Source organism: Butyrivibrio fibrisolvens (genome assembly GCF_023206215.1).
GTDB lineage: Bacteria > Bacillota > Clostridia > Lachnospirales > Lachnospiraceae > Butyrivibrio > Butyrivibrio fibrisolvens_C.
On sequence record NZ_CP065800.1, the window covers coordinates 3,437,040 to 3,452,454 of the forward strand.

Consider the following 15,415-nt stretch of genomic DNA (forward strand, 5'->3'; position numbering starts at 1 on the left):
GTCTAATACGAACTATTATACTACCAGTCGGTAGGTCATTGTACATAATTAACCCTGTACTGTGATTAAAGAAAATGGCATAAAATTAGCATTCTCTTTGCGTACGATGTAGAAAATCAGAGTGAATAAGTGCATTTTTAGGCTTAATTATCACACAAATCAAGGTATAAAGCGAAAAATTTTGATTATTTTATCTTAAACCGTCTATTTATGCTTGTTTTTTTGCACTCACAGTGCTAGAATGTGCTTAGTTAGTTAATTTCAATACTTAAACGGAGGAAAAAACAGATGAACAAAGCAGAACTCGTTGATGCAATCGCAAAGCAGACAGGTCTTTCAAAGAAAGATTCTGAAAAGGCAGTTACGGCATTTGTTGATGCTGTAACAAAGACTCTGAAGAAGAAAGGCAAAGTACAGCTTGTTGGTTTCGGTACATTCGAGACAGCTAAGAGAGCTGCAAGAAATGGTAAGAACCCTCAGACTGGCGCTACAATCAAGATTCCTGCAGCTATCGCTCCTAAGTTTAAACCTGGTAAGGCTCTTAAGGACGCTGTTAACGGCAAGAAGAAATAATGAAATAGTATCACCGGGGCTGTCTTCTGACAGCTCCTTTTTTAGTTTATAAAAAAATAATTTTATTATCTGTGACATTTTGCCGAATATAGTATAGAATAACTCTTGCATGTTCGATTGCGTGCAATTTATTTACTCAAGGAGAACCAGTAATGCTTTTTTATATTGGAATCATTCTGATAACTGTACTATATATAGCTGTTTTGGAATTGTCCAAAAATATACTTATCAGCTGGGTTATCGGAATAATGGCATCATGTGGCGTGATTATCGCACATTTATTTTTCAAAAGATCAGGAAATTCATCCTTTAAGACTTCACTACTCTTATGGATAATCCTTTTTGCAGTATTTGGAATAAATTATATATCTACCACGCCGCCTTACAAGAGAGTTCCTGCTGTAGACAACAAGAATCCCGATGTTACAGAGGTAGTCAGTATCTCTCAAGGCGATCTTACAGGTGTTTATAATAAAGATCACTCAGTAAAAGTATATGCCGGCATTCCTTATGCCAAAGCTCCTATTGGTGATCTTAGATTCAAAGAGCCTCAATCTCCTGATAGCTGGGAAGGTGTAAGAGAATGTGATGAATTCGGTCCTATGGCTATGCAGTCAAGGTCAAATCCATTGTATGATAGTCTCTCACACATCCTTGGCTGGCATGATTATCAGATCAAATTCGGAGATGAGTATATTGAAGAGATGAGTGAAGACTGCCTGTATCTTAATATATTCGCACCGGAAGATGCCGGTGATGAGCCACTTCCTGTTATCTTCTACATCCATGGAGGAAGCCTTACTACAGGCCATCCTTCATATACAGAGTACAGAGGTGAAGATCTGGCTAAAAGAGGTGTTATATTCGTAGATTTTGCTTACCGCCTTGGAGTATTCGGCTACTATACTGCCGATGACCTTAAAGCAGAATCTGAGAATGGCACCACAGGTAACTACGGACTCCTCGACCAGATAGCTGCGCTCCAGTGGGTATATGACAATATAGAAGCCTTTGGCGGTGATCCCGAGAAGATAACCATCGCCGGGGAGTCAGCCGGAGCTTCAAGTGTTAATGCCTTGTGCGTATCTCCTCTGACAGAAGGACTATTTAGATATGCAATTGCAGAGTCTAGTGGAATAGTAGCTTATAAGCCCTATCATACTTTCAGAAGCTATGATGAAGCTTTAGAGCAGGGCGATATAGTAAGAGATGAGTTTGGAGTATCTTCGTCCAAAGAGCTTAGAGATATTCCTGCTGATAAGCTTCTTACATCCTCTTCTGTCCAGTCAGCTATGACTATAGATGGCTATGCGATAGTTGAGCAGCCATATCTAACCTATGAAAAGGGTCAAAACCATGAGAAAGCTCTTCTAAACGGCTTTAATGCAAAAGAAGCTGATGCATTCCTTTTAGGAACTAAGGCAACAAGTGATAATTATGTAGATCTTTTGTCAGATGCCCTTGGACCATATGCAGATGATATGGCCAAAGTTGTTCCGGCAGACTCTCCTCAAAGAGATCAGCACTTCATAGTAGATGCAATGGGAGATGCCAAGGGAGCTCTTAATATAAGCTACTCAGCTCTATGGTTTAGCTACTCACATTATGTATGGAACAATTATCTGATAGCGCAGAATGTCCCATGCTACGAATACTATTTTACTAAAACAAATAATATACTATCCAACTATCACGCAGGCGAACTTCCTTATGCCTATGGTAATCTCTGGAGACACCCTAGGCTCTACGATGAAGAAGATTACGCGCTCTCAGAAATAATGCAGCAGTACTGGGTCAACTTTGCAAAGACCGGCAATCCAAATGGCGAAGGCCTTCCTGAATGGAAGATGAGATCAGCTGACCAGGATCAACTCCTTCAGCTGGATACACAGATCAAGATGATCGACGATCCTAATACAGAACTATACAAGATCATCGACTTGTACCAGCAGTCAACAATTTCATAAACTACGTTTAAGATAGCAAAAGCGACGATCTTGAATCGCCGCTTTGCTTTTTTGTTTATAGGAACTCTTATAAATTTTTTTCTTTCCATCTGCTAAGTCTCCTTGAATTCAAAAAAGGCTATCTATTCCATTCGTACGGTTTAGATAGCCTTTAGTATTTATATGATATTATTCAAAACAATATATGCATCAGTCGTTTAATGACCAGCCGCTTCTTGTCAGAAGGATTCTGTTATCTACAAGATACTGTACATCCATTCCGATGATATTGGAAGCCTTATCAATGTACTCCTGCTGATTAGCAGCTCCCATTGCCTGATAGAAGTAGTATGCAGGCTTATGGGTTCCGTCAAGGTTGTTAAGACCAAGAGCAAGATTGGATTCCATCTCATGAGCATTATCTGTCTGTCTGAACAGAAGGAATGCATCAATATCAGGATAAGATGCTGCCATCAGGTAGCTATACACAAGTGAAGCACTCTGATAGTCTTCGCCAAAGCTTGAAGTGTAGCCCTGCTCTGCAAGTGAGATACTACGTACGCTTCCGTCAGGTGCAAGGAAATCAGCCTGGTGCATATAATCGATAAGAACATCAATATTCTGCATTGTGATGTAAGGTGTCTTAATGTTTCTGCTTACATACTGTGACTGTCCCTTCCACGCATATGGATCAAAAAGTGGTGAGTTATAAGGATGGAATGAAAGTCCCCAGTTAATGTTACCTTCTCTGTTCATGTAGTAATTGAATGTATCAAGATATGCCTTACTAAGGAAACATCCGGGATTAGACTTACGGTTCCACTCCTGATCGATCGAATTGTAGATATTAGCACTGCCGTTCATTGACTTGATACCGTTATAGAAGATACGGAATGCCTTTACATAAGCATTAACATTGGTATCAAGATCATCTGACTGAAGGTAATACCACTCAGTTCTTGCATTAACTTCGTTACCTATACACCAGTTATCAACCTGGCCATGACCAGTCATTCCGGAATATCTCTCACCAAGGAATGCTGCGATAGCCTTAAGGTGCTTAGTACCGCCCTCTTCTGCTGTGTTAAAAGCATATCCAGGGCACTCATGTCCGTCTCTTGAATCAGGATGCATAAGGTCAGCTGTATAAGGTGACTGAACATCATCAGAGTTAAGGATTACCATAGTAACCTGAAGTCCCATGTTGTTCCACTGAGATATAAGTGTGTCATAGCTTGTTACTGTATGACCGTTAAAATAATATGTTGTTCCGTCATATGTATACTCGATAGTAGGATATGCAGGATCATCTGTAAGTCCGCATACTGTACCAAGATCGAAGTTGTAGATAACCTGCTGAAGGCCAAGCTCTGAAAGCTCATATACATCTTCCATCTCAAGATCTGCAAGAAGGCCCTTGATACCATGGTCATTACGAATAGATGTATAAGTTGCTACAGCTTCAGGATTTGTAATATAGTGCTCATCACTTACCTGAACAAGGTTACCACCCTGCTTGACTACTACAAGGAATTTACGGCTAAGATTTGAATCTTCTGAATTAAGATTAAGAGGGAATGTTAATGTCGCACTCTTAGCTGTCTTGGTAGTCGCAACTACCTTGCCGGTTGCACCATCTTCATATACTTCATTTCCATAGAGATAGAAGACTCCATCATCACTTGACGGAATAGAACTACATGAGATCTGTGCTACAACGTCACTTCCCACAATGGTAACAGAATCGATCTTTACAGGTCTTCCTGCTGCCTCTGAATCTACTGAACTGTTCCAGAAAGAGATTCCGGATACTACAACTGCTGCAATAACTGCAAGCATGGCTACTACAATAGATCCGATGATTGTATTCCTGCTCTTCTTATTCATCAATATCCTCCAGAATAAATATATTTAATCCACTCTTTTTACTATATCATGCAGTGGGGCCTATTTCAAATAAATATAGGTACTCACTGAATACGCTTGTCAGTCATTAACTCCCACTTAAGCGGTACAGTATCATCAAAGTGGAAAGTTTGAATCATTAATAAAAAAGTTGCCGACGACAAACTATGTTGTCGCCGGCATTGTCATCATGTTGTACCCGGTGATGTCGTTTCCTGCTTTTTGACTCCTAGCGAACGCCAGGTGGGTTACCGCAGCCTCAGTCGCTGTCTTCCTCTCCCTTAGCTTGATCTGCGCACGCGCAGGGCCGGAGGCGTGACATTGAAAATGAGGAGATATAGGATTCCCGTTTAAAGTAACTGTAGGTTCAAAAACTGACAGGATTGTCGAACATCTCAGGTGAACTCTTTCGAGTTCTTCTACCATCATTATATAACAGCTTCTACAAATTGCAACTACATTTTCATAAATAAACTGAAAATTTATATTTTCGTTCGTTATTATGATAATTTAATAATCAGATGGTGTTAAATCGCCAACTTCTTCATATGAATCATAAGTGATTGTAAACTTACATGTTGCATCTGATACCTTAATACCATCTTCTCCCATTGCATCTGAAATATCTGAAGCAAAATGTGACATATCAAGACTGTCAAGCACTATCTCCTGACGGACAGGTGCAAATGTCTCTGCATCAAGATACAATACGACTTCAGCTGTAACTGAATCTACATCGTCTCCAATACCAAGACCATAGAAAAACTCTGCATACATTGCAAGTGTATCTGCATCTCCTGCACCAAATGTACCACGGATCACAAAGCATTGTCTTCCATCAATTTCGGTAGTAGTATCATCTATCGTGCAATCAGAGATCAGATCTACATCGAACAGAATACTATCAGAGAGCATGATACCATAATATGAATACTGGTTATCATCTGTATCAGCTTCCCATCCGCCACCATCATAATTGGATGAAAATGTCTTGCCATCACAGAATATCTCTTCTGAATGATGTCCTACAAGACTATCGCCTTCGTTATCATCAATATAATATTCCAAACTTGTATATGCCTGATCTATGGTGTCATCATCATAAGTACCCTTGAATGAAGCATTTATCTCTCCATCAAAATCATAGGTTCCTGAACTCATAGTCATAGAAAACTCTATGGTATTGTTGATAGAAGCGCTAAGACCGGTTGTATCCATCAGATAATCATCAGCTGCTTCTAAAGCATCATCTACATCAGGTATAAGATTAGGAGAGATCTCATCATCCATTCTTGTCTGGAAGCTGTCATCTCCTGTTGCCTTAAGAGCTTTCTGTGCATCTTCCATTGCTGTCTCATAGTCTGATGCTGCAATATCTGCATCAATAATCGCATTATATGCTGTTACAATACCGCTTTTAGCTTCTTCATTGCCGCTGTCTTCTTTGAGAACTGTCTCGTAGGCTGTTATGGCATTTTCATAATCTTTGGAATCAAGATACCCATTAGCAACTTCCAGATCAGCTGCTATCTGTGCCTGAAGTTTAGCCTTCTTAGTATCGGATTTACCCTTGGTTGCATCCTCATTATCAGGATAATCTTCAAGGATCTTATCATATGCTGCTATTGCTTCATCATAAGATCCCTTATCACAAAGTGCCTTTGCATCTGCAAGTGCATTACCAAGCTCTGACTTCTTGATTCCATCAAGAGCCTGCTTGTTTTCTTCATCATATTTAAGTGCTTCTTTATAAAAAGATATAGCTTTATCATAATTGCCGTCAGCATACTGCTCTTCACCATCGGCAAGTGCATTCTCTAAACAATTGTTACGATACCATTTGTAGCCAAAAAATCCGCCAACACCGCATCCAATAAGTACAATAACAAGAAGTATTGCTATTATCGCACCTTTATGGCTTTTCTTTTTCTTGGGCGGCTCTTGCTGCATAGGTCCGTTATAAAATTGAGGCTGGCCATAAGGCTGACCTGCTCCTCCAAACTGCTGTGGCTGACCTTGGCTTCCATACTGCTGGCCATTAGCCGGTCCTCCATACTGTTGACCCTGTCCCGGTCCCCCAAACTGCTGGCCCTGAACCTGACCTGTGTACTGTTGTCCCTGTCCTTGCTGCATCGATCCATACTGCTGACCGCCTTGACTAGCTCCATATGTCATCTGGGGCTGACTTCCAGGCGCTGCTGTTTTTGACCCGCAATAAGGGCAGAACGCATTACCATCCTGATACTCTTTTCCACACACATTACAAATCATATTTAGCTCCCTCCGAACTTTTTTCGCTTTTTATGCAAATGGTATATGTTTCTAAAAGTGGAAACATATACCATTTTAATACCCTTTTAATATGCTGATGTACTGTATTTATGTCCTACATAAAATACGAAGTTTTCAGCTATTATACATTCTTTAAAGTATGTACATTAAAACAAGAATCCCTTTATTATTTGCTGATAGGTCTTGTCTGCTCCTTGAGCCAGTCAACTATAGCCTGATCCTTGATAAGAGGTGATACCTTTTCAAATACAGCCTTGTGATATGCATTAAGAAGATCTATATCATACTGCTGCATATACTGAGTATCTATTGCCTCCAGATCTATAGGTGCATATGTAAGGAAATTAAACTTAAGGAACTGACCGTCACTATTCTTAGTACCTTCTACAACTTCAATTATGTTCTCAAGACGGATTCCGTGGCTTCCTTCCTTATAAACACCAGGCTCATCAGATACTATCATACCCGGAACAAGCTCATATTCCTTCATTCCTTCACGATACTGCCAGCGGATGTTATGAGGACCCTCATGAACATTGAGCATATATCCGATTCCATGTCCTGTACCGCACTTGTAGTCTATATCCATAGCCCAAAGGGGTTCTCTTGCAAGGATATCAAGGTTTCTGCCTGTGCATCCCTTAAGGAACTTGGCATCTGCAAGATGAAGCATAGATATACAAGAGCCTGTATAGTGCTTCTTGATCTCATCAGATATAGGTCCAAGAACCATAGTTCTTGTAACATCTGTTGTACCGCCTTCGTATGTTCCGCCTGAATCTACAAGAAGCATTCCTTCAGGTTTGACTTCTGCATAATCAGTCTCAGTTGCTTCATAATGCATCATTGCTGCATTAGCGCCATAAGCACTTATTGTCGGGAATGAAAGCTCTATAAATCCCGGAAGTTCAGCACGCATAGAATCAAGCTTCATAGCAGCACTGTACTCTGTCATCGGAATCTTGCCAACATTGGTCTTAACCCAGTACATGAACTCGCAGAGCTTAGCACTATCGCGAAGGTATACTTCACGGATATTTCTGATCTCTGTATCATTCTTGATAGCCTTCATGAGCTCAGTAGGATTGTCATTGTATACAAGCTTGTCCTTGCCTGCTGCCTTAATAAGAGTTCTGTAAGTAGAATAGTTGATATTATTCTTATCAACAAGTATATTGCCTGTATAATTTCTATTCTTAAGGAAATCTATTACTTCATGATAGCCATGAACAGTAACATCATTATCGCTAAGATATTTTCTTACATCATCAGTAAGCTCTTCTTCCTGCACGAACAGATGGAACTCATCCATTGTGATAAAAGCATATGATAAAGCTACAGGATTGCACTCAACATCATTGCCGCGAAGGTTTGTGAGCCATGTAATATCATCAAGCTTACTAAGGAAATGACTGTCGCACTTGTATGAAGACATCTTGGCACGAACATCTGCAAGCTTTTCTTTAAAGCTCTTGCCAAAAAGCTCTTCCCTAAGTTTATAGATCTCATGACATGGAAGAGCCGGACGATCTGTCCATACTTCATCAGCAAGGTCTCTTTCATAGGAAAATGTTATATCCAGATCCTCAAGACTCTTTTCAAGAGAAAGTCCTATAGCTGTAGAGATAACACGTCCATCAAAGCCAAGTACCTGACCCTTCTTAATATTGTCTTTGAGATACTCGGAAAGTGTAGGTACTCCTTCATTGCCCATACGATAAAGAGTTACACCGGTTCCTTCAATCTCCTTCTCTGCCTGTATAAAATAACGGCCGTCAGTCCAAAGACCTGCCCAGTCACTGCTTACAAGGACTGTTCCGTTAGAGCCTGTAAAGCCTGTAAAATACTCTCTTGCCTTAAAAAAATCTGCTGCATATTCGGAGTTATGAAAATCCGAAGTTGGCATCATGTAGTAGTCTATTCCATACTCCTGCATTTTTGCACGAAGAAGGGACAGACGATTCTTCACTGCCACATTTTCCATTTTTTGGATCCTTCTTTCACTATAATTTCAAATGTCATAAGTACCATAGGAACTTATGACACTGATCTTTTTATTAAACAATATATTACATATTGTACTTAGCACCGATAAGTGGTGCTACTGCTGATGAGCCAAGACGAGATGCGCCTGCATCTATCATAGCCTTAGCATCCTCGATAGTTCTGATTCCGCCTGCTGCCTTGATCTTAACATCAGGTCCGATGTTCTGTGCAAAGAGCTTAACATCCTCTACTGTTGCGCCGGCTGTACCAAAGCCTGTAGAAGTCTTGATGAAATCAGCCTTAACCTCTGTTACGATCTGGCAGAGTTTCTTCTTCTCTTCGTCTGTGAGATAGCATGTCTCGATGATAACCTTAAGGCAGTGACCTTCTGTAGCCTTACGGATCTCCATGAGTTCCTTCTTGACTTCATCAAAACGGCCATCCTTAACATCACCGATATTAACAACTGTATCTATCTCTGTTGCACCAGCCTCGATAGAATCAAGTGCCTCAACAACCTTAGAATGTGTTGTATTGTATCCAAGAGGGAAGCCTATAACAGTACATACTGTAAGCTTATCTCCATACTTCTCATGGACTCTCTTAATAAATGACTGTGGAATACATACAGAAGCTGTTCCGTATTTTACAGCTTCATCGCAAAGTGCTACGATATCATCCCAGGTTGCAAAAGCCTTTAAAAGAGTGTGATCAATGTATCCAAGTATCTCCTTATCTTCCATGTTCAATACCTCCAAAAATAAATAAGTAAGATAAAATCTTTCACAAAAAAATTATCTCCATTAACCATAAGATTATATCACATAGGCTAAATAATAGCATCACTTTGCTATTTTATATCGAAACAAGTTTTTGGATATTTTTTCTAAAAAGTTCCTAAACTTGCATAAAAATACGTATTTTTGTGGTAAAATATAAGTGTTCTATTTTATATGAATTGCTTTTTCTTGTTATGCAATTCATTTTTTACAGATGTATGACTTCTTGAACGTAAATTACAGAAACACGCATTTACTGCGTGTTTCGTGATTCAATGAATCTGTTGGCAATAGAGCCTTCACCGAAGGTGAACTCAACCTGCTCTATTGCTGCATTTTTGAATCTTTGATTCAAAAATGTGTGCGATTTTAGAATTGAATACAACCACATCTGCATCAATTATTTTCAAATTTTTCCATCAACTGATGCATAGCTCAGAAGATAATTTTGATCTATACATCATCATATTCGAGAGAATATTCAAAAGGCAAGGAGGACGGCTTATTGACTGAAGAAAGAAACGTATATTCAATTGTAACCCCACAGATCGAACAACTGGCACAACTATGCCATAAATCCGACATTATCGATTCCGAGCTTTATACTCGTTTTGATGTAAAAAGAGGTCTTCGTGATCTTAACGGTAAAGGTGTACTTACAGGTCTCACCCACATCTCCAAGATCACCGCTACCAAAGAGGTCAACGGTCAGACACTTCCTGAAGACGGTGAGCTGTATTATCGCGGAATAAATGTTAAAGAGCTCATCAAAGGCAGCACTACAGAAAACCGCTTTGCATTTGAAGAAGTTGCATATCTTCTTTTGTTCGGACAATTGCCCAACAAAAAGGAACTTGAAGAATTCAAGGAAGCGCTCTTTTTCTACAGAAGTCTTCCTACCGGTTTCGTGCGCGATATTATCATGAAAGCTCCCAGTAAAGACATGATGAACACACTCTCAAGATCTGTCCTTACTCTGTATTCGTATGATGATAATCCGGATGACACCTCTCTTCCGAATGTACTAAGACAATGCATGTCTCTTATAGCTCTTTTTCCTGAGCTTGCAATATACGGATATCAGGCTTACAACCATTATCATGAAGGCAATTCTCTGTTCATACATCCGCCAAGGACTGATCTGTCTACAGCAGAGAATATCCTGTATCTGCTGCGCCCTGACAGTCAGTACACAGAGCTTGAAGCAAAGATTCTGGATATCTGCCTCATACTTCACATGGAGCACGGCGGAGGTAACAACTCAAGTTTTACTACGCACCTACTCTCATCTTCACTTACAGATACCTATTCCGTCATGGCTGCTGCCATCGGTTCTTTAAAAGGTCCCAGACACGGCGGTGCCAACATCAAGGTAGTTAGGATGTTTGAAGATATGGAAAACAGTCTTAGTGACTGGACAGATGATGATCAGGTACGAGAATATCTCGAGAAACTCCTTGCCGGTGAAGCCTTTGACAAAGCAGGTCTTATCTATGGTGTAGGCCATGCTGTCTATTCAAAGTCTGATCCAAGAGCTCAGATATTCAAGGGATTCGTAGAACAGATGGCCCATGAAAAGGGATTCGATAAAGAGTATGCACTTTACGACAAGGTTGCAACTCTTGCTCCTAAGATCATTGCTGAAAAGAGAAAGATGTATAAGGGTGTCAGCGTCAATGTCGATTTCTATTCAGGATTTGTATATAAGATGCTGGGTCTGCCTCTTGAACTGTACACTCCTATCTTTGCAATGGCTCGTATCGTCGGCTGGAGCGCACACCGTATGGAAGAGCTCGCCAATAACGGCAAGATCATCCGTCCCGCATATAAGGCAATCGGTCCTGATATGCCATATATACCTATAAATAAGCGCGTATAAAAATATACAGCTTTACACAGCCGCGCGGTGAACTCTACATTTTTTATGAGCTATCACGCTAGTGTGCTGGCTCATTCATATTTGATCAAATATGAACGAGTCAGTACACTAGATATGAAACTTAAGACAAATAAAAAAGCCGTTCTTTTATATTCAAATAAGAGACCGGCTTTTTTAATTATGCAAATATCAAAAGATTATTGAATTTATGGATTATTGCCCAATAAAACTTATGTTTTGGGCCTTATACAGTTATCACATATTAAGGAAGTTCTTTACTGCCTTTTCCATATCAGGAACTTCTACAACTGTATTGTGACGAACAGGTGCGTTTCTGATAGAAGATACTGCTTCAGGAATCTCAAGTCCTGCTTTTGCTGCAAGCTGATCAGCAAGTTTGAAATCGTCATCATCTTCTGCCTTATCGATAGCTCCAAGGACAGCTCTTGTAAACTTGAAAGGACTTGCAGTAGAAGCTATAACTGTGACTGTGTTATCATTTGTTTCTTTTTTATACTGATCATATACATGGCTTGCAACTGCTGTATGTGTATCGATCACATAGCCTGTAGCATTATAAAGGCTTGATATAGCATCTTTGGTCTCATCCTCTGTAGCAAATCCGCCGTAAAAATCTGAGAGCTTTGCTTTCATTTCGTCTGTGATCTCATACTTGCCTGTAGTAGCAAGATTGTTCATATATGCTGCATCAGCGCCTGAGTCATTACCTGCGATATGGTAGATAAGTCTCTCAAGGTTTGAAGAGATGAGGATATCCATTGAAGGTGAGCTTGTAAGTACGAAGTCTCTGTTTCTATCATAGCTTCCTGTCTGGAAGAAATCATACAATACCTTGTTAGAGTTACTAGCGCAGATAAGCTTGGCAATCGGAAGTCCCATCTTCTTAGCATAATATGCAGCAAGGATATTACCAAAGTTGCCAGTAGGAACTACTACATTGATAGGATCGCCGTCTTTGATACTGCCATCTTTAAGAAGTCTTGTATATGCATATACATAGTATACGATCTGAGGAACAAGACGTCCGATGTTGATAGAGTTAGCTGATGAGAACTGGTATCCGGCTTCATCCATCTTAGCTGCAAGCTCATTATCAGTAAAGAGCTTCTTAACTCCCGTCTGAGCATCGTCGAAGTTACCTTCAATACCAACTACGCATGTATTAGCACCTTCCTGAGTCACCATCTGCTTCTCCTGGATAGGGGATACTCCATGCTTGGGATAGAATACGATGATCCTGGTACCCGGAACATCTGCAAAGCCTGCAAGTGCCGCCTTACCTGTATCACCACTTGTAGCAGTCAGGATTACGATCTCATTCTTAACATTGTTCTTCTTGGCAGCCGTTGTCATAAGGTATGGAAGGATGGAAAGAGCCATATCCTTAAATGCAATAGTACGTCCATGGTAGAGCTCGAGGTAATATGCTCCGCCTGCCTGTGTCAAAGGTGCAATCTCTTTAGTATCAAATTTGGAATCATAAGCATGTTCAATGCAATACTTAAGTTCTTCTTCGGTATAGTCAGTGAGCATCAGCTTCATAACTTCATAAGCAGTCTGCTGATAATTCATCTGTGAGATTTCTTTAAGTGTCTTATCAAGATGCGGAATATGATCCGGAACAAAAAGTCCCCCATCCGGTGCAAGGCCGCGAAGCACAGCTTCTGATGCCTTTACTTTAAGATCCGCCCCTCTTGTACTTGAATAAATTACATCTGCCATGGATATTGCCTCCTGTACATGGTAAAATATAGATAACTAAACTTTAATGCACATTGTACCATACATTACTCAAGTTAGGGAACAAGCAATTCAAACAAATAATGTATATTTATACATCAATATTCATTATTTTTCACTAAGAGAGCAACGTTTGAAAGTGTTTCACTTTCAAACCCAAATTGATGTCGCGAGCTCCACCAATTTGAACCATTAGTCACTCGTTTCACTCGCGACATGAGGTTAAGTTTGAAAGTGTTTCACTTTCAAACCCAAATTGGTGCCGCGAGCTCCACCAATTTGAACCATTAGCCACTCGCTTTGCTCGCGACATGAGGTTAAAGTTGAGTATGGAGAATCTGACCACTCTATCCGGCGTACAAACCGCCGTTTACAAGGACGGATCCACCTATTACAGAGCTTCAATCACTCACAAGGGCAAGCACATTGCCCTTGGTTCTTATGACAATCCCATGATGGCACACGCAGCATATCTTGAAGCAAGGGGCATTATCGAGAACTCTGCCTGGGAGCTCAAAGACTGGAAAAAAGATTATGCGCTTTCTTTCCAGAAATGCGTAATACTTGTCAATTTCAGAGATCAGGGAGTATATATAGGAACACCTATATTATTAAAAAAGATTTTTTCCTATACTATCTGTCATATAATGACATTCTGACATTCGATATTGATGATCTGTTCTACTATTCTTCGCACTCTATAATGCGAAGAGGATCACATCTGTTCGTAGCTGACTACGGCAGCCAGATCAGCATATATTCAAGGTATGGTATCCCTCCATACGCAGTGGCAGGGCGCGACTATAGATTCATCAACTCAGATTCCACAGATCTTAGATACCAGAATATAGAGATCATCAACAGATACCGGGGCGTACGTATGTACACTGAGAAGGGTTTTCAGCGTTACAAAGCTGTGATCCATATCAGAAGTTCCTACGTTATAGGCCATTACAACACGGAATACGAAGCAGCGATTGCCTATAATAAAGCCGCTGATATCCTTCTTAAAAAAGGTGTTAAGAAAAAATATGAACTAAACTATATTGAAGATTTAAGTTCCAAGGACTATGCTGATATCTATACGCGTGTTAAAATATCAAAGCGTATACAAAATTATAACGAAATGGAAGTCAGGTAATATGTCAAATAACACAAACACTTCTAAGAGGGACCGCAAGCAGCGTTTCTTTGCTATTATCGCAATGATCATCATAGTAGCAATGCTTGCTTCTCTCCTTCTTGCAGGTCTGACAGGATGCGGCTATCAAGCCGCGTCCTCTTCGGACTATGTCGATAGGACTTCGTTTTATTTTGATACAGTCATAAATGTACGCATCTATGATAAGCAGGACGAAAGCATTCTCGACGGATGCATGGAACTTGCAGCATACTATGACAACCTTCTTTCGGCATCAAAAGAAGATTCTGATATATGGAAGATCAATAATTCTGCGGGCGCACCTGTCAAGGTCAGTCCCGAAACCATCTCCCTTCTTGATACAGCTTTATATTATGCCAAACTTACAGATGGGGCTTTTAACCCGGCTCTTTATAGTGTTATCTCATTGTGGGATTTTACATCTGATGATGAAAAAGATCACGTAGTACCAGGCGATGCAGACATTCAGAAAGCTTTAGAACACACTGATTATAATACTATCGTTGTCGATAAGGATAACTCTATCGTAACGCTTACAGATCCTGATGTTAAGATAGAACTAGGCGCTATTGCCAAAGGCTTTATAGCTGATAAGTTAAAAGAATATCTGGTTCAACAAGGAGTGCGATCTGCCATTATAAATCTAGGTGGCAATGCTCTTCTTGTTGGTTCAAAGCCCGATAACACCTCTTTTACAGTAGGAGTAGAAAAGCCTTTTGGTAATGCAGGCGACTACGTGACTACAGTATCTACTGTAGATAAATCTGTTGTTACTTCAGGCGTCTATGAACGCTACTTCAAAATAGACGATACTATCTATCACCATATATTAGACCCCAAAACCGGCTATCCTGTTAATAATGGCCTTTACAGCGTCACAATACTATCAAGCAATTCGGTAGACGGTGACGCTCTCTCTACAGCCTGCTTCGTACTGGGCCCTTCAAAGGGCATGGAACTAATAGAATCGTTAGACAGCGTAGAAGCAGCCTTTGTATACAGCGACTATTCTATAACCTACAGCTCCGGATTAACTAAATGAAATCAAGCGAAATTGCATAGCTTTCAATATAGTGATAATATGTTTATATAAGCGTTAATATATGCTCGTTACAACGACTATTCTCCGCCG

11 protein-coding genes are annotated in these 15,415 nt (G+C 40.2%); 6 read left to right on the top strand and 5 right to left on the bottom strand.

The window, feature by feature from the left end; genetic code table 11:
- The first annotated feature begins 288 nt into the window (after positions 1-288).
- Both I7804_RS14315 and I7804_RS14320 read left to right on the top strand, forming a co-directional pair.
- The gene (locus I7804_RS14315; protein ID WP_022752599.1) at positions 289-573 is read left to right on the top strand and encodes an HU family DNA-binding protein; all 285 of its coding nucleotides are present in this window, start codon (positions 289-291) and stop codon (positions 571-573) included.
- Between the two features lie 152 nt (positions 574-725).
- Positions 726-2,540 (top strand): carboxylesterase/lipase family protein, encoded by a 1,815-nt coding sequence (locus I7804_RS14320; protein WP_248403967.1) that lies wholly within the window; start codon positions 726-728, stop codon positions 2,538-2,540.
- Between the two features lie 189 nt (positions 2,541-2,729).
- Here I7804_RS14320 and I7804_RS14325 read toward each other — a convergent pair whose 3' ends face one another.
- From I7804_RS14325 to deoC, 4 genes are all read right to left on the bottom strand, one after another.
- Positions 2,730-4,406 (bottom strand): DUF5722 domain-containing protein, encoded by a 1,677-nt coding sequence (locus I7804_RS14325; RefSeq protein ID WP_248403968.1) that lies wholly within the window; start codon positions 4,404-4,406, stop codon positions 2,730-2,732.
- 528 nt (positions 4,407-4,934) lie between these two features.
- Positions 4,935-6,695, bottom strand: a complete 1,761-nt coding sequence (locus I7804_RS14330) for a zinc-ribbon domain-containing protein (protein WP_248403969.1) — start codon at positions 6,693-6,695, stop codon at positions 4,935-4,937.
- A 187-nt stretch (positions 6,696-6,882) separates the two neighbouring features.
- Positions 6,883-8,700: an aminopeptidase P family protein gene (locus I7804_RS14335; protein WP_248403970.1), complete on the bottom strand. Its 1,818-nt coding sequence runs from the start codon at positions 8,698-8,700 to the stop codon at positions 6,883-6,885.
- An 85-nt stretch (positions 8,701-8,785) separates the two neighbouring features.
- Positions 8,786-9,445: a deoxyribose-phosphate aldolase gene (deoC, locus tag I7804_RS14340; protein ID WP_022752606.1), complete on the bottom strand. Its 660-nt coding sequence runs from the start codon at positions 9,443-9,445 to the stop codon at positions 8,786-8,788.
- 541 nt (positions 9,446-9,986) lie between these two features.
- Between deoC and I7804_RS14345 the strand changes: the two genes are divergently transcribed.
- The gene (locus tag I7804_RS14345) at positions 9,987-11,360 is read left to right on the top strand and encodes a citrate/2-methylcitrate synthase (RefSeq protein ID WP_022752607.1); all 1,374 of its coding nucleotides are present in this window, start codon (positions 9,987-9,989) and stop codon (positions 11,358-11,360) included.
- A 255-nt stretch (positions 11,361-11,615) separates the two neighbouring features.
- On the opposite strand, the gene thrC is transcribed toward I7804_RS14345, so the two are convergent.
- Positions 11,616-13,103, bottom strand: a complete 1,488-nt coding sequence (gene thrC / locus I7804_RS14350) for a threonine synthase (protein ID WP_248403971.1) — start codon at positions 13,101-13,103, stop codon at positions 11,616-11,618.
- Positions 13,104-13,432: 329 nt separating this feature from the next.
- On the opposite strand from thrC, the gene I7804_RS19140 reads away from it, so the two are divergent.
- Genes I7804_RS19140 through I7804_RS14360 form a run of 3 tightly spaced genes read left to right on the top strand, consistent with a single transcriptional unit; the run spans position 13,433 to position 15,325 of the window.
- Positions 13,433-13,780: a hypothetical protein gene (locus I7804_RS19140; protein WP_331477816.1), complete on the top strand. Its 348-nt coding sequence runs from the start codon at positions 13,433-13,435 to the stop codon at positions 13,778-13,780.
- A 44-nt stretch (positions 13,781-13,824) separates the two neighbouring features.
- A complete protein-coding gene (locus tag I7804_RS19145; RefSeq protein WP_331477817.1) occupies positions 13,825-14,262 on the top strand; it encodes a hypothetical protein in 438 nt (145 codons plus the stop codon).
- 1 nt (position 14,263) lies between these two features.
- Positions 14,264-15,325: an FAD:protein FMN transferase gene (locus I7804_RS14360; RefSeq protein ID WP_248403972.1), complete on the top strand. Its 1,062-nt coding sequence runs from the start codon at positions 14,264-14,266 to the stop codon at positions 15,323-15,325.
- Positions 15,326-15,415 lie beyond the last annotated feature (90 nt).